Here is a 16218-nt window from a genome sequence, read left to right as displayed (position 1 = left end):
GTTCTCTTCCGCCCCTTTCGGAGTTCACATGACCGCCCCCATCACCGTCCTGCGCGACACCCATCCGCTGCCCGTACTCGATGCCTGCAAATGGGAAAAACTCGAAGGCGACCCGCACACCGTCAACCTCAACGCCTACACCAGCGAAGACGGCAGCAAGATCATGGGCACCTGGATCTGCACACCCGGCAAATGGTATGTGGAATACGTGAAGTGGGAGTACTGCCATTTCCAGGAAGGCTACTGCATCATCACCCCAGAGGGCATGGAGCCGATCCATCTGCGCGCCGGTGACATCTTCGTCATCGAGCCAGGCATGAAAGGCACGTGGGAAGTGGTCGAGACCGTGCGCAAATATTTCGTCTTCGCCTGAAACAAAAAACCGAGAGACCACCCGACATGGTCTCTCGGAAAACAACCTGGATTGCACAACCTCTGTAGCGAGGAAGTCATCTGTGGGAGCAAGGCTTGCCCGCGATGCAGGCACCTCGTTCCCTCAGAGACAGCATCGCCTGTAATCGCGGGCAAGCCTTGCTCCCACAATTCCCCTCGCCATAAAAGCTCGTCGATATCGTCGCTCTTATTGCGGCTTGCGATAGCTGTTAACAATCGCCGAAAAGTCCTTGCCGCCCTCGCCTCGCTGGCTCATCGCCTGGTACAACTGCTGCGCCACCGCCCCCAGCACCACCGGCTGATGGGCTTGCCGCGCGGCTTCGGTCGCCAGGCCCAGGTCTTTGAGCATCAGGTCGGCGCCAAAGCCACCCGTGTAGCCACGGGACGCCGGTGCCGTTTCGATCACGCCCGGCCACGGGTTGTAGGTGTCCGAGCTCCAGCAACGGCCCGTCGAGCTGTTGATGATGCCGGCCAGCACCTGGGTGTCGATCCCCAGGGCATCGCCCAGCGCCATGGCCTCGCTGACGCCCACCATGGAAATCCCCAGCAGCAGGTTGTTGCAGATCTTGGCGATCTGCCCGGTGCCGACTTCGCCACAGTGCACGATGTTACGGCCCATTTGCGCCAACACCGGTTGCAAGGTGGCGAACAGCTCAGCCGTGGCGCCAACCATGAAGGTCAATGTGCCCGCCGCCGCGCCGCCGGTGCCGCCCGAGACGGGCGCATCGGCCATTGCCACCCCTTGTTTCGCAGCGGCAGCCGCCACGTCGCGAGCGGTTTGTGGATCGATGGTGCTGCAATCCACCGCTGGCGTGCCAGCGGCGATACCGGCCAGCACACCGTCCTCACCCAGCCAGACGCTACGCACATGGGCGGCGGCCGGCAGCATGGTGATCACCAATGCCGCGCCCTGGGCCGCGTCGCGAGGCGAGGCGCTGATCGTGCCGCCCAATGCCGCCAGTTCAGCCAGCACCGTCTGGTTCAGGTCGAACAGGTTCAGCGAATGGCCGGCCTTGAGCAGGTTGCGCGCCATGGGGGCACCCATGTTGCCCAGGCCGATAAATGCGATGTTCATGTCCGGCTCCTTAACGCAAATTGATGGTGGTGTTCACACCGTCATTGACGCTGTCATCATCGAACCAGCGCGCGGTCACGGTCTTGGTCTGAGTGTAGAACTGCACCACTTGTTTGCCGTACGGGCCGAGGTCGCCGAGTTTCGAACCGCGCGAACCGGTGAAGCTGAAGAACGGCACCGGCACTGGGATCGGAATGTTGATGCCCACCTGGCCAACGTCGATTTCGCTCTGGAATTTGCGCGCCGCCGCGCCACTCTGGGTGAACAGGCCGGTGCCATTGCCGAATGGATTGGCGTTGACCAGGGCAATCGCCTGATCCAGGGTGTCGACTTCCAGCACCACCAGTACCGGGCCGAAGATTTCTTCGGTGTAGATGCGCATGTCGGTTGTCACGCCGGAAAACAGGGTCGGGCCGACGAAGTTGCCCTGCTCAAAGCCTGGCACGCTGATGTCTCGGCCATCGAGCTCCAGCTTCGCCCCTGCCTTCACGCCACTCTCGATCAACTCGAGAATCCGCGCCTTGGCCCGCTTGGAAATCACCGGGCCGACGTCCGTGCCTGGCTCGCTGCCGGCGTTGACCTTGAGCTTCTGCGCCAGGGCCTTGAGTTCCGGCAACCATTGTTTGGCCGCGCCCACCATCACCACCACGGAGGTGGCCATGCAACGCTGGCCCGCCGCGCCGAAACCGGCACCGACCAAGGCGTTGAGAGTCTGCTCGCGATTGGCATCGGGCAGCACCACCGCGTGGTTCTTGGCGCCCATCATCGACTGCACGCGCTTGCCATGGCGCCCCGCCAGGTCATACACATGGGTACCGACCGCCGTCGAGCCGACGAAGGAGACCGCCTTGATGTCCTTGTGGGTGCAGAGCGCATCCACCACCTCCTTGCCGCCGTGCACCACGTTGAGCACACCCGCCGGCACGCCGGCCTCGATGGCCAGCTCCACCAGCAGCATGGTCGACAGCGGATCCTGTTCCGACGGCTTGAGCACAAAGGTGTTGCCGCAGGCGATGGCCATCGGGAACATCCACAACGGAATCATCGCCGGGAAGTTGAACGGCGTAATGCCCGCGCACACCCCGATCGGTTGGCGCAGCGTGTAGGTGTCCACGCCACCGGCGACGTTCTCGGCGAACTCGCCCATCTGCAGGGTGCCGATGGAACAGGCGTGCTCGACCACTTCCAGGCCGCGGAAAATATCGCCCTCGGCGTCAGCGATGGTCTTGCCCTGTTCGGCGCTGAGCACCGCGGCGATGCGCTTGGAATGTTCGCGGATCAACGCCTGGAGCTTGAGCATGATGCGCATGCGCGCACCGATGGGCGTCAGTTTCCAGGTCTGGAAAGCACGCTGGGCAGCGGCGATGGCAGCATCGACTTCCGACGCCGTGGCGAACGGGACCTTCGCCAACACCTGCTGGGTGGCCGGGTTGACGATGTCGTGCCATTCGCTGGATTGGGATTCAACCCACTCGCCATCGATCAACAGTCTGACGGTTTGCAGGGCGGTGTCGCTGGGCGTAAGGGAAACGTTCATGCTGGCCTCCGGGATTGTTCTTATAGAGAGCGCTGGTTCAGCAAAGACCAAGGCGCATACGCACGCTTGGTGATGAGACGGTTTTTGGAGTATAGATGTGCAAACTTCCAATAAGAATGCACATAAAAGCCGGTCCATCATGCAAAAAAACATCACCTCCCTGGGGTCGCTGAATTGGGATGACCTCAAGTTTTTCCTCGAAGTAGCCCGCACCCGCAAGGCCAGCACGGCCGCCAAGCGCCTGGCCGTCGACTACACCACGGTGTCGCGACGCATCAGCTCGCTGGAAACCTCGCTGGGCACGCTGCTGTTCGAAAAATCCCGGACCAACGGTTTTGTCCTGACGGCCGAAGGCCAGCGCCTGCTGGGTTATGCCGAATCGATCGAAAGCACCCTGCACATGGCCTGCGAACAGGTTTCAGGCTCTGGCGTCGCGCTGTCCGGCCACGTGCGCATGGGCTGCACCGAAGGCTTCGGCAGCTTCTTCATCACCCCGCAACTGAGCCACTTCGTCGACGCCTACCCGGCCATTTCGGTGGACATCCTGCCGCTGCCGCACTTCATCAGCCTGTCCAAGCGTGAAGCCGACATCGTCATCGCCCTCGAACGCCCCGAACATGGCCCGTATGTGTGTTGCAAATTGTGCGACTACCGGCTGCAGCTCTATGCCACCCAGCAATACTTGGACAATCACCCACCGATCCAGCGCCCGGCCGACCTGGGCAAGCACTCGTTCATCAGCTATGTGGATGACCTGGCGTTCAGTTCCGAATTGCTCTACCTGGCCAACGTCCTGCCCGGTGCCAATGCTCATCTGCGCAGTACCAGCGTGATCGCGCAATTCGTGGCAGCGCAGCAAGGCCGCTCACTGGCGATCCTGCCCTGCTTCCTCGCCGCCCAGGATCCACGGCTGTTGCCGGTGCTGCCGGAGGACATCACCGTCACCCGGCAGTTCTGGATGTACTGCCGGGAGGATTTGAGGAAGCTGAAGCGGATTACGCTGCTGTGGGATTACATCCGCGAGGTGACTGAGCAGAACCAGCCATTGCTGATGGGCGACAGCCGGGAGATGGTGTTCGCCGACTAGTCGGCGATGACCACGATGGCAACGCGGCGGTTTTCGGTGCGGCCCTCTACCGTGTCGTTGGAGGCGACAGGCTTGCTGCTACCGAGACCGCGCGATTGAACGTTTTCTTGGCGCATGCCTACGCCGATCAATACCTTGCTCACGCTGTTGGCCCGACGTATCGACAGTTGTTCGTTATAGGCTTGGGATCCCGATGCGTCGGTATGTCCGTCGATCCGCACCCGCTCGATTCCGGCCCCCAGCAGCGCCTTGCCAATTCGCTCGACGATCTCGGTGCTGGCTGGGTTAAGGCTTTCCACGTCGCTGCCGAACAGTACCTTGCCTGATAAACCAAAAGCCCAACCTTCGTCAGTCAATTTGAAGCCTTGCTCCTTGAGCACGGCAATTTGTGCAGGACTAAGCCCTTTTTGCGGCGCGGTCTGGCAACCGGTAAGGGTCAGGGCAGCCATGAACAAAAACGCGATGAACCGTTGCAGTGAAGTTTGAGGATATAAACGCACAAGTCAGCTCCTGGTTTGAAGATCCGCGACGGAGTGATCCGACCCCGCCGTGTGTTGACCGCCTCGGGCGAGGCGTTTGGCTTGGTACATTGCCGCATCGGCGGCGTGGAGCAGGGTGCCGGGTGTGGCGCCATGCTCCGGGTAGACGGCAATGCCGATACTGAGGGAGGTCAACACGGAGGCGTTGCCGGGCAATTGAATCGGCATTTCCATGCTGGCGATGATTTTTTCAGCGATCCGCTCGGCGTCCTCGGCCTTGTGCAGGGGCGCCAGCAGCACGGCGAATTCGTCGCCCCCCAAGCGCGCGACCAAATCGTCCTCACGCAACTGGGCCCGGACCCGGGTCGCCACGGCCGTCAGCACCGCGTCGCCGGCGGCATGGCCAAAGTTGTCATTGATACCCTTGAACCGGTCGCTGTCCAAGTACAACACGGCCACTTGCTCATTGAGCTTGCTGGCATTGCGCAAGGCGCGAATCAGCCGGCCTTCGAAAAACGCCCGGTTCGGCAAGCCGGTCAAGCTGTCGTGACTGGCCTGGTGGGCCAGGGTTTCGTTTTCGCTTTGCAGGTGGGTCTGCCAGGACTCCAGCTCATCGAGCAGTGCGTTGAAGTCATTGGCCAGGTTATCCAGTTCGGCAATGGCGGCCGGCGGCACGCGTCGGTCCAGGGCTCGTTCGCTGCGGGCCGCGTGGGCCACCTCGGCCAGGCTGCGCAGCGGCCCGGTGATCGCCTGCAACTGGCGCCGCGCCAGATAAAGCGCTACCCAGGCACTCACTGCCGTGCACAGGATGATCCCCGCCAGGCCACTAAGCAAAAAACGCAATAGGCTGCCGCCGTGCCCCGCCAACACGATACGGCCGATGTCCTGCCCTTGATGAACGATCGGCAGGCTGATGGGCTTTTCCAGGAATGCCTTGGCAATGTGCACTTCCAGTTCCGACAACAGGCCGGTTTGCGGTCGCTGCCAGCGTGCCAGCAGACGGCCATGTTCATTCAACACTTGGGCATCGGCAACTTCCTCGGTGGAGGCGATCAAGGCCAGTGCTTCGGTGGCGGCGGCCGAGTCATCGAAGACCACGGCGGCTTCCACGGTGTAGTTGATCGAACGGGCGATCAGGTGCAGGTTGTGATCGGCGTAGACTCGCAACGCCAACAGGCCAAGCAAGGTCAGGGAAACACTGGCCATCGTAATGGCCACCAGCGCGACGATCAGATGACCACGACCGATGACCGAGCCCAGGGTGGGACGGACCCTTGGTTTGCTCTGCTTCATGGCGTCGCCGGCCTGCGACGGGAAAGCTGCAGCACACTTGGATGGATGCGCACACCGCTGCGTGCCACGGAGTCGAGGTTGACCTCGAAAGACACTTGTTCATCGCCGACCCGCAGGCAGAACAGGCTGCCCACGGTGCACTGGTCGCCACCTTCGCTGATGCTCAGCACCGGCTTGCCGATCAGGGACGCAAATAGACGGGTACGCTCATCGGTGGTCAACCTGCCGATGTAGACGGCATTGCACTCAGTGGCGATGCCAGGATGATCGGCCAACAGCCGCTGCACCGTCACCGACCGCCCCGTGGCCTGGATGGTGCCCTTGACCAGATCGTCGGTGTATTGGGTCGGCCCGACGATGCACAGTTGCAGTTGGGTGGGCTCCAGGGGCCAGCGTGCGTAGCTGAGAATGCCCAATACCACCTGGGTCACCGCTTCGGCCCGCTGTTCGGCCTGGGTCGTGGCGGCTTGCTCCTCGGCCACCGCGACAGGCAGCAGCAGACACAAAAGGCCGGCAAGCAGAACACGCCCCCAGCCCTTGCTGCGCACTGCCTCCCCTACAGGCACGTTCATGGATAGTCTCTTGTCCAGACGATAAGTGCCGGAACGATAGCACAGTGCCAAAAAGCCAGCGAGACAGCGTGTTACGTAGACTTCGGAGCCAAACAGGCAAAATTGCCACGGGGGCATGAATCCTTAAAAGCTGATGATTCAGTCAGCCTGCTCCAACGCCAGCATCAGCCCGCTCAAGCGCTTGACCTTGCGCCGGACCGCCTCCTCGAAGATGCCCATTCGCGGTTCGATCAGGCTGAACCATTGCTTGCCCCGGGTAATGGCGGTGTACACCAGTTCCTTGGTCAAGACCGGGTTGAGCGCATCCGGAAGGATCAACGCGGTATGGGTGAACTCCGAGCCCTGTGATTTGTGCACCGTCATGGCATACACGGTTTCCACGTCATTCAGGCGGCTGGGCAGAACGAAACGCACACCGCCCTGGCCGTCATTGCGCGGGAAAGCGACCCGCAGGACCTGTTTCCCAGCATCGGGCCCGTCACGCTCGGGCAGCTTGAGGGCAATGCCGATATCGCCATTCATCAACCCCAGCCCATAGTCGTTACGGGTCATCAGCACCGGGCGGCCTTCGTACCACTGGTGATCGCCATCGATAAGACGGGCCTTGAGCAGCGCGGCGGTGATTCGCTGGTTCAACCCTTCGACGCCCCACGGGCCTTTGCGCACCGCGCAGAGCAATTGAAATTCGTCGAAGGCCGACAGGACCTCCCGGGCCCAATCGGTCCAGCAACTGTCTTCCAATGGGCGAGCAATGGCCGGGCGGCGCTGCCGCAGCAGGTTCAGGTAATGCCGATACCCCTGGGGTCCTTCTGGCTTGCCGTCGAGTAACAGTTTTTCCAGCTTCGTATCGTGTTCATTCGTTAACTTCAGGAAAGACAGATCGGCATATTGCCCTTGCTCCAGCAACTGACGGGCTTTTTCAGGCTGCTGCTGGTTGACCCAGCGCGCCAGTTGACCGATCCCGCTGCCCTCGCCGAAGCGCCGGGAATGCCTGAGCATGACCACTTGCTGCGCCAAGGGATGAGTGCCGTCGAGGTCTTGCCGCAGGTCGCTGGCCGCCAGGTCTTCACCACTGACCGACTCAAGCCAGGCTCGGGTCCGGGGGTTGTACCAACCGTCCTCGGCGTCTCGACACAAATCCCCCAGCACCGCACCGGCTTCCACGGAGGCCAACTGGTCCTTGTCCCCCAGCAACACCAACCGAGCATGGGCCGGCAGCGCATCCAGCAGATTGGCCATCATCTCGAGGTCGATCATCGACGCCTCATCGACCACCAACACGTCCAGTGGCAAGCGATTGCCTGCATGATGGCGAAAATGCCGGGTGCCGGGTCGGCTGCCCAACAAACGATGGACTGTCGTGACATCGCAGGGAATGCGTTCGCGCACAGCCTCATCCACATCCAGGGTTCGGACCTGCTGGCTGATGGACTCGGTCAGGCGCGCCGCCGCCTTGCCCGTGGGCGCAGCCAGGCGAATTCGTAGCGGCTTCCCAGCCTCGACGGCCGGAGCCTGCAACAGCGCCAGCAGCCGTACAACAGTGGTGGTCTTGCCGGTACCCGGGCCGCCGGTCACGATGCTGAAGGCCCCACGGGTCGCCAGCGCGCAGGCCAGTTTCTGCCAATCGATCGGGCCGCTGGCAGTGACCGGCCCGAACAGTCCGTCCAAACGTTCGCGCAGATCAGCAGGCGCCGCTTCATGATCAACCAGCCGTTGGCGCAACGCCTCGTCGATCCGTCGCTCATAACCCCAGTAACGGCGCAGATAAAGACGCTTGCCGGACAGCACCAACGGACGTTGCTGCGCCTCTTCGCGCCCATCCGCAGCCAGGGCCACCAGTGGGCTGGACGCCAGGGCCTTGCACCAATGGGCGCCGTCCAGTGACTGCAATATTTGCGAGGGCAGCAGCATCACGCCGGTCTGCAGGTCACCCTCGGGCGGCAGCGACAGGGCGAAGTCCGGCTCCTTGAGGGTTTCGAACACGTCCAGGCAAACATGCCCGTGGCCCAGTTGATGACTGGTCAGCGCAGCAGCGAGCAGGACCAAGGGATCATCGTCAGGCGCCAGCTCATGGAGGAACGCCACGAAGGCCTTGTCCAGGGCACGCAACCAGCCGCGCTCGACCCAGCGCGTCAGTAACAACAGCAGGTCCTGGGCACGGCTCAAGGGGGCCAGGTCAACCGGGCTCTCGTCGTCGGACGCCTTGGGCAGCAGGTCGGCAAAGGAGCGACTCATAGCAATTCTCCCTGTACCCATGCCGGCTCGGCCTTGGGTTCGGGCGCCCCTTGGAACAGTCGATCCAGTTGTTCGATCAAGGCCCGCGGCGGCTTGGTGAAATACACCCCCTGACTGGTCGAGCGGGTGCCGCGAAGGAACAGGTAGAGCGCGCCGCCGACATGCCGGTCGTAGTCGTAATCAGGGAGCCGCGCCTTGAGCTGGCGATGCAGGGCCAACAGGTACAGCACGTATTGCAGGTCGTAGCGATGGTCCAGGATCGACTGTTCCATGGCCTGTACGGTGTAGGCCATGTCATCGACACCCAGCCAGTTGGACTTGTAATCGGCCACGTAATACCGCCCCTCGTGCTCGAACGTCAAATCGATGAAGCCCTTGAACATACCATTGAGCAGCACCGGTTCCGCCGCGACGCGGGCCACACCGCCATGGGTGAACCGGCAAACCAGTTGGTCAAGCTTTTGCACATCGACCTTGTGGCTGGCGAACCAGAACTCCATCTCGACCTGGAACCGGCTCAGGTGTTCAAGCACCACCGGCGCCTGGTCGTTGCCGACGTGCATGGGCATTTTGATCAAGTGCTGCAGCCAGTCGCTCAGCGTGGGAATCCAACCTTTCCAACCACGGCGATTGCAGCGTCGGGCAATGGCATCCTCGATATCCGCCGGCGCGGATGAAAAACCTTCCCCGGCGGCCCACTCCAGCAGGCCATGGAGGAAAGTGCCGGGGTTGGGGCCACGGGGGAAACGGTGAATATCGCCACCGACGGCGAGGGTCTCCCTGGGCGCGTCCGGGTCAAGTCGTTCATCGTCGAACAGTTTCTGGGCTTGCGGATTCTCTGGCGCGGTATCGCTGCCTTCGCTCAGGCTTTCGCCGATGCGCAAGGCACTGTAGGACGCGATCCACCAATTTTCGCTGGCTTTGCGCAAGGGCACCAAGGGCTCGAGCAACACGGCGTCGTTGCGTGGCGCCCGATAGCGCTCGTCGGTGGCTTCGGGCACGGGCTGGCAACTCACCGCGACGCTGCCTTGTTGCAGGTCTTCCAGCCAACGCGTCAGTTCCACCGACTCGGCCAACGGCGCACCGCCGCCCAACAGATACCCCAGCGCGGACAGATGCAGGATCGAGCTGTTGTTGTTGCCCCGCTTGAGATCCGCGACACCCAGCCAACAGGCATGTTGTGCACGGGTCAGTGCCACATAAAGCAGCCGCAGATCCTCGGCCAGACGTTCGTCGTCGGCCTTGGCGATCAATTCGGCGGTGGGCTTGAGGCTGATCTGCGCCTTGTTGGCCTCATCGTGGTAATGCAACGGCAATCGACTGCCATCCACCGGTTTCGTCGAACAGATGAAGGGCAAGAAGACCAACGGATATTCGAGCCCCTTGGACTTGTGGATCGTGACCACCTTGACCAACTGCTCATCGCTTTCCAGGCGCAGGATCTGCTCTTCTCCCGCCTGCCCGGACAAGGCCAGGTGCTCGGACAAATGCCGGATCAAGGCTTGTTCGCCATCCAGCTCACCGGCGGCCTGCTGCAACAGTTCGCAAAGGTGCAGCAAGTTGGTCAGCACTCGCTCGCCATCGCTGCGCGCCATCAGGGCCTGGGGCAACTCGAAATCATGCAGCAGGCGTCGCAGCATCGGCAGCACGCCCTGGCTGCGCCAGACCGTGCGATAACCGCGAAACTGCATGACCCGGGCTTCCCACGCCAGCTCATCCTGATTCAGACGCTCCAGCTCCGTCAGCGGCAGGTTCAGCGTGATGCTGGCCAGCGCTGCCCGTAACGGTCGCTCCACATCCGGCTCGGCGCAGGCCTTGAGCCAGGTCAGCAAATCCCGCGCCTCCTGCGATGCGAAGACCGAATCCTTGTCGGACAGGTAGACACTGCGCACGCCCCGCGCGGACAACTCGTCTCGCACGGCCTGCGCCTCTTTACCGTCGCGCACCAGGATGGCGATATCCGCCGGACGCAACCCGCGCAGCGTTTCGCCATCGACCGTGAAGCCGTCGCGCCCCGACTGGCCACCGTTGAGCAACGCCGTGATCTCACTGGCGCAGGCGGCCGCCATGGATTGCCGATACACCGCACCGGAAAGCGGCTGGTCCGACGCCAGGTGCCAGAGGTTCAGCGCCGCAACCACTTGCCCTGCCACCTGCAGGGACTCCTTGCGCCCCTGGGACTCAACGGACAGGAACGGCACCGGGTTCTCGCCCGAAGGTTCACGGAACAGAAAGGCCCCACGCCCCTTCGGACGGGACTCGGCCTTCTGGAAAATATGGTTTACCGCCCCCACCATGGCATGGCTGGAACGGAAATTCGTGCCCAGCGTATGCAACCTGCCGGCCGTGGCTTCGCGAGCACGCAGGTAGGTGTAGATGTCGGCACCGCGAAAAGCGTAGATCGCCTGCTTCGGATCGCCGATCAGGAAAAGTCCGGTCTCCGGGTCATTGTCTTCGATGCGGTAGATGCTTTCGAAGATCCGGTATTGAACCGGGTCGGTGTCCTGGAACTCATCGATCAGCGCCACCGGAAACTGCTCGCGGATCAGGCTCGCCAGACGCTCGCCCCCCTCAGCTTGCAGCGCTGCGTCGAGACGCAGCAGCATGTCGTCGAAACCCATCTCGGCGCGGCGACGTTTCTCGGCTTCGAAACGCGCCCCGACCCATTGCGCGGCATGCTGCAACACGGCGGCATCTGGCGTGGGCAACGCATCCAGGCTGGCCTTGAGACCAGCCATGGCGTCCAGCCCGGGGTGGCTGGGCACTTCGCCTTTCCAGGCTTCGGCCATGCCCTCGGGGGTCAGGCGCGTGAACCCGGTGCCGATGTCCAATAGCTCGTGGCTCTCGTCCTCCACCCAGGCGGTGATTTTCTGAAACCAAGGTTCGAAGTAACGCGCCTGCATCTTGCGCCCATCGACAGACTTGCTGGCGACGCCTTGCTGGCAAATCTCCAGCAGTTCCACGGCCCATTGCCGCCACGGCGCCTTGAGATCAAGCAAGGCGGCACTGCGCTCCTGCAGGGAGGCGGCGATGAGTTCGGCCGGCTCAAGCCCGTCATCGTCGCTACGCTCGCTGGAAAACAAACCTCTCACCCGTGGCAGCAGCGCAGCAGGCCCGCCCCAATGGGTACGCACCCAATTCAGCGCCTCGTCTTGCATCGAATAGCAGAACAGCCGCCAGTAATCGCGCAATACCTCGCCCAGCAATTCGCTGTGATCGGTTTCCAGGGTCTGGGTAAACAGGCTGCCACTGTCGAAGGCATGCTCACGCAACATGCGCTGGCACCAACTATGGATGGTCGAGACGGCCGCTTCGTCCATCCACTGCGCGGCGATGTCCAGCCGGTTCGCGTAGCCTGGCCATTGCTCAGCACTGAACTCATCGCGCAATGCAGCGATCAGTGAATCCGGGGCTGGAATCTCGTCGCGAAAGAAACGTGCGGCTTCGGCCAGACGGGTGCGAATTCGCTCACGCAACTCTTTGGTGGCAGCGTCCGTAAAGGTCACCACCAGGATTTGCGGCGGAAGCAGCTCGCGGCCAAAACCGGACGCCGAACCACCGTGCCCCAGCACCAGCCGCAGGTACAGCGCGGAAATAGTGAAGGTCTTGCCGGTACCGGCGCTGGCCTCGATCAGTTGACTGCCCCGTAGCGGGAACGCCAGGGCCAAGGGTGTCTGCCGACTCATGAACGGGCCTCCTCGCCGGCCGATGAACGCCATGGGGCTTCGAGCAATGGCCGGTAAAGCGCATCGCACCAGTCGGGGAATGTCTCGTCAGCCATCAAGGCCGCGAAATCCGGAAACTGTCGAGCCAAGGCCGGGTTTTCCCGCCGTTCGCCTTCAAACGTCTGCCCATCGCCCTCATAGGCTTTACGCGCCGCGGCTTCAGCCTTGAGCGGATCACTCTGGCCGAGCCAGGCGAAAGCCGTCTTCACTGCGATCGGCAGCGGCTGGCGCATACCGGTTTGCCAGGCCAGCAGCATGTCGCCCAGCAGTTTTCGTGCGACAGGCTCTTCGAAAGGTGCCAGCAGCAAGCTGTCGTCACTGGCCACCAGCGCCGTCGTCAACGACAAGCCGTGAGCGCAGGCCACGAGATGGTTGACCCAGGGCCGTATCAGACGATGCCACTTGCGGGTCTTGGTAGAACCGATGCTGTTGGGTATGGCCGTGATGGCGAGGACCGCACCGTCGGAGCGCTGGTGCAGGCCACTGAGCCACCCTTCGACACTCACGCCCTGCAAGTGCAGGCTGACGGGCACAGCACTGGTCAGCGGTGTGGGCCATAACGCCAGAAGCTCTCGGTAGCGCTGAAGCAGATCCGGCAAGGGCTCGATCAACTCACGCTGCATGCACTCACCGAACCCGGCCATCGGTAACAGGCCGCTGTTCTGGAGTCTCTGGGCGTGGGCCGCCAGGGCCAGATCCGGTTGGTCCAGGCGTGTCAGCGCGGCCTCGAGCAGGCTGTCACTCAGGGTGTAGCGTTGCAGCGCGTCGAGCACGAAAGGTTCGTCATCGGCCAGAGGCGCTTCGATGGCTTCAAAGAACACTTTCAGCCGCTGGCTGAAGAAATGGCGGACGGGGTTGCGCAGGAAGTCCTGCAACTGACCAAGGCCCAAGGGTTCTTCCAGGACGTAAGGCGTCAGCACCTGGGTTTTGTCGGTGTGATCGGAGGTGTCGTGGAGCATTCGCCATTCGCTGGCGTAACTGAACAGCTCGTCACCTTGATGGAAATAACGCGCACTGAACGGTTGCAACGGATGCTCCTGGGTCAGGGCATCGAGAAGAGGCTTGCTGTCATCGGCCAACCGCCAGCCATTGGCGAGGTGATCACGCAATTGGCCGATCAACACCGATGCTGGTCGCTCGCTGTTGTCGCGGATGCTACGACCCACCCAACTGATATACAGCTTTTCCCGGGCCGAAAGCAGCGCTTCCAACAGCAGGTAACGGTCATCCTCACGGCGGGAACGATCGCCCGGGCGATAATCGCCGCCCATCAGATCGAAGTCCAAGGGTGGCTGGGCGCGCGGGTAATCACCGTCATTCATCCCCAGCAGGCACACCAGCTTGAAAGGGATCGCGCGCATTGGCATCAAGGTACAGAAGTTGACGGCTCCGGCCAGGAAGCGTTGGGACAGTCGCCCCTGATCCAGCCCAGCCAACCACGCTTCACGCACCACCGTCAGCGGCAATTCATCGTGCAGCCCCACCGACTCACAGGTTTCCAGCCAGGTTTCGCGCAAGTCTTCGAGTTGGGCCAGCAGATAGTCGTCATGCTCGTTGCTCGCCTGGAAAAACAGCTGCGTCAAGTCGTGCAGGCGCGACCCCCATTGCTGTGGGGATGCCGGCTGGGTGAGTTCCTGATGAGCGACCTCCAGGGCATCCAGCAACGCAACCAGCGGACCGATCAATGCCGCATCCAGGCCTCCGATCTCGTCATAGGGCTCGATGCCGTCATAGGCCTGCGAACTGCCGACGGCATACCCCAGCAACATGCGACGCAAGCCGAAACGCCAGCTGTTCTGCTCAAGCTCCGCAGGCAAGCCCAACCCGGCACGGTGTTCGGCGCTCATCCCCCAGCGGATCCCCGCCCCTTCGATCCAGCGGTGCAGGGTCGGTAGGTCGGCCTCGTCGATGCCAAACCGTTCGCGCAACGCCGGGACATCCAGCAGATCGAGGATTTCGCTGACCGGGAAACGACTGTCCGGCAGCTTGAGCAGGTGCTCGACGGCGATCAACAGTGGATCACGTCCACGTTGGCCCTGGTCGGTCAGGGTGAATGGAATGAAACGCGGATCGCTGCGGTCGAGCTGGCCGAACACCGCGCGAATGTGCGGCGCATAACTGTCGATGTCCGGGACCATGACGATGATATCCCGTGGGCGCAGGGTCGGATCCGCACTGAAGTGGGCCAGCAACTGGTCATGGAGAATCTCGACTTCACGCTGGGCCCCGTGGGCCACATGAAAGCGGATCGATCCGTCCCGCTCCGTATCGACGACGGGCCAGTGTTCTCGGGTTTCGTTCAGCGGGCGTAGCTCCAGGATGTCATCCTGCAACTGACTGAGAAGGGTCGTCGGGGTCCCATCCGTAAACAGGTCGATTCGCCCATCGCGAAATACCGCACGGTAGCTGTTGGGGTCATCGTAGCTGTCGAGCAGGTTGATATAGTCGCGCCCCTGCTTGCCCCAGGCGGCCAACAACGGGTGGGCATGCTGATGCAGGGTTTGCGGATCGAGGACGACGGGCATGCCGGTCTTGCGGGCCTGACGCTTGTATTGGTGACGCAGCAAGTCCTTGTCGGCCACGATGTCCGCCCAATGATGGCGACACGGGTTATGCACGCAGAGCAGCACCTGGCTGAACCGGGAAAGACCGGCGAGTGCCTCGAGGACTTGGGCGGGTAACGAAGAAATACCGAACACGATGACCCGTGCGGGCAAGCCTTTCGGAGCCACGTCCAGGTTGTTGATACGTTCGATGTAGCGCTGATGGACGCCGGCACGGCTTTGCGCCATACCTTGTTCCCCCACATCCAGCAGCAAGGCGCGCCACAGTTCCGCCTGCCAGCAATTCGCCGGCGCGAGCGGCTTGATTTCGCCTCGGACATTTCGTGTCTGGTGTCGACCTTCAGCCCAATCCTCGAGCCAGTCGGCCCGATACACCTGGTACTGGTCGAACAGATCGGCGAGGCGCTCGGACAACTGATAGCGCTTGCGCAAGTCGGTGTCGTGGGTAAGGAATCGTCGCAGAGGTTCGAAATGAGGCTGCTCGATCAACTGCGGTAGCAGGCGCATCAGACGCCAGGTTAGCGGAGCCTTGTCCAATAGGGACTTGGCCGGAATCTCGTCACGCCCCAGGACTGTTCGATAAAGCTGCCACATGAAACTGCCCGGCAGTTGCACATCAATGGCCGCCGCGATACCGCAGCCGCCAGAGTCATCATCTTCCGGGTCTTCAGCCAGTGCGAGCTTGAGCCATTGGGCAATGCCGTTGCTCTGTACCAGCGCGATTTCATTTTCAAGGGGAGCCAGCGGATAGCGCCGCATCAAGCTGATCACCAGGCTACGCAATTCATCAAGGCGATTCCCGTGAACCACCATGAAAGCTGGGCTAAGGGACGTTGCGTCCGGCATGAAAGGCATCCTTGAAAATGCAAAAGCTAGGGCAGAACCTTAGCACTGTCGGGGGGCTGTGACAGCCGGGAGCTGTCCGTGCTTGTCGTAAGAACTTTCCTGCGGGCAAAACAAAACCCCTACCTGCATCAGCAGATAGGGGTTTCGGAATTTAATCTTGACGATGACCTACTCTCACATGGGGAAACCCCACACTACCATCGGCGATGCATCGTTTCACTTCTGAGTTCGGGATGGGATCAGGTGGTTCCAATGCTCTATGGTCGTCAAGAAATTCGGTAGCCAGCGCGTGCCTTACGGTCACGTTCCAGCGAATGGGTATGCGATAGTTTGGTGCTGTTTGTGAGTATCTCGAACTTTCGGTTCGTTTCGTCTTCACACACCGCAATCTGGTCTCCTGCGCCTTTGGGCT

General features: G+C 61.9%; 10 protein-coding genes and 1 rRNA gene. 2 read left to right on the top strand and 9 right to left on the bottom strand.

Translation table 11 applies throughout. The features are described from left to right. Positions 1-28 precede the first annotated feature (28 nt). Positions 29-373 carry a cupin domain-containing protein gene (locus AC515T_RS03730; protein ID WP_024781087.1) on the top strand — a complete coding sequence of 115 codons (345 nt, stop codon included), beginning with the start codon at positions 29-31 and terminating at the stop codon, positions 371-373. Between the two features lie 207 nt (positions 374-580). Here the strand turns inward: AC515T_RS03730 and mmsB are convergent, their stop codons facing one another. Both mmsB and AC515T_RS03720 read right to left on the bottom strand, forming a co-directional pair. Continuing rightward, a complete protein-coding gene (gene mmsB, locus AC515T_RS03725; RefSeq protein WP_046063065.1) occupies positions 581-1468 on the bottom strand; it encodes a 3-hydroxyisobutyrate dehydrogenase in 888 nt (295 codons plus the stop codon). Between the two features lie 10 nt (positions 1469-1478). Continuing rightward, positions 1479-3005, bottom strand: a complete 1527-nt coding sequence (locus AC515T_RS03720) for a CoA-acylating methylmalonate-semialdehyde dehydrogenase (RefSeq protein WP_496531482.1) — start codon at positions 3003-3005, stop codon at positions 1479-1481. A 139-nt stretch (positions 3006-3144) separates the two neighbouring features. Between AC515T_RS03720 and AC515T_RS03715 the strand changes: the two genes are divergently transcribed. Then, positions 3145-4092: a LysR family transcriptional regulator gene (locus tag AC515T_RS03715; RefSeq protein WP_496531481.1), complete on the top strand. Its 948-nt coding sequence runs from the start codon at positions 3145-3147 to the stop codon at positions 4090-4092. Here the strand turns inward: AC515T_RS03715 and yfiB are convergent. The 7 genes from yfiB to rrf all read right to left on the bottom strand — a co-directional run bounded on the left by yfiB (position 4089) and on the right by rrf (position 16077). Continuing rightward, positions 4089-4592 carry an outer membrane lipoprotein YfiB gene (gene yfiB, locus AC515T_RS03710; protein ID WP_496531480.1) on the bottom strand — a complete coding sequence of 168 codons (504 nt, stop codon included), beginning with the start codon at positions 4590-4592 and terminating at the stop codon, positions 4089-4091. The genes AC515T_RS03715 and yfiB overlap by 4 nt on opposite strands. A gap of 3 nt (positions 4593-4595) precedes the next feature. After that, a complete protein-coding gene (gene dgcN / locus AC515T_RS03705; protein ID WP_496531479.1) occupies positions 4596-5864 on the bottom strand; it encodes a diguanylate cyclase DgcN/YfiN in 1269 nt (422 codons plus the stop codon). Continuing rightward, on the bottom strand, positions 5861-6436 hold the full coding sequence (gene yfiR, locus AC515T_RS03700; RefSeq protein WP_496531478.1) for a regulatory sequestration protein YfiR: 576 nt from the start codon (positions 6434-6436) through the stop codon (positions 5861-5863). Before yfiR ends, dgcN begins: the two co-directional genes overlap by 4 nt. Positions 6437-6574: 138 nt before the next feature. Continuing rightward, the gene (recD, locus tag AC515T_RS03695) at positions 6575-8671 is read right to left on the bottom strand and encodes an exodeoxyribonuclease V subunit alpha (RefSeq protein WP_496531477.1); all 2097 of its coding nucleotides are present in this window, start codon (positions 8669-8671) and stop codon (positions 6575-6577) included. Continuing rightward, a complete protein-coding gene (gene recB / locus AC515T_RS03690) occupies positions 8668-12357 on the bottom strand; it encodes an exodeoxyribonuclease V subunit beta (protein ID WP_496531476.1) in 3690 nt (1229 codons plus the stop codon). The genes recD and recB overlap by 4 nt, the downstream gene beginning before the upstream one ends. Next, complete coding sequence (recC, locus tag AC515T_RS03685; RefSeq protein WP_496531475.1) at positions 12354-15806, bottom strand: exodeoxyribonuclease V subunit gamma; 3453 nt, start codon at positions 15804-15806, stop codon at positions 12354-12356. The genes recB and recC overlap by 4 nt, the downstream gene beginning before the upstream one ends. A 155-nt stretch (positions 15807-15961) precedes the next feature. Beyond that, positions 15962-16077: ribosomal RNA gene (rrf, locus tag AC515T_RS03680) — 5S ribosomal RNA — on the bottom strand. Positions 16078-16218: the final 141 nt, after the last annotated feature.

The organism is Pseudomonas sp. FSO-7 (assembly GCF_059579345.1).
Note: the sequence above shows the minus strand (reverse complement) of the source record. Positions and strands in the feature narration are given on the sequence as shown.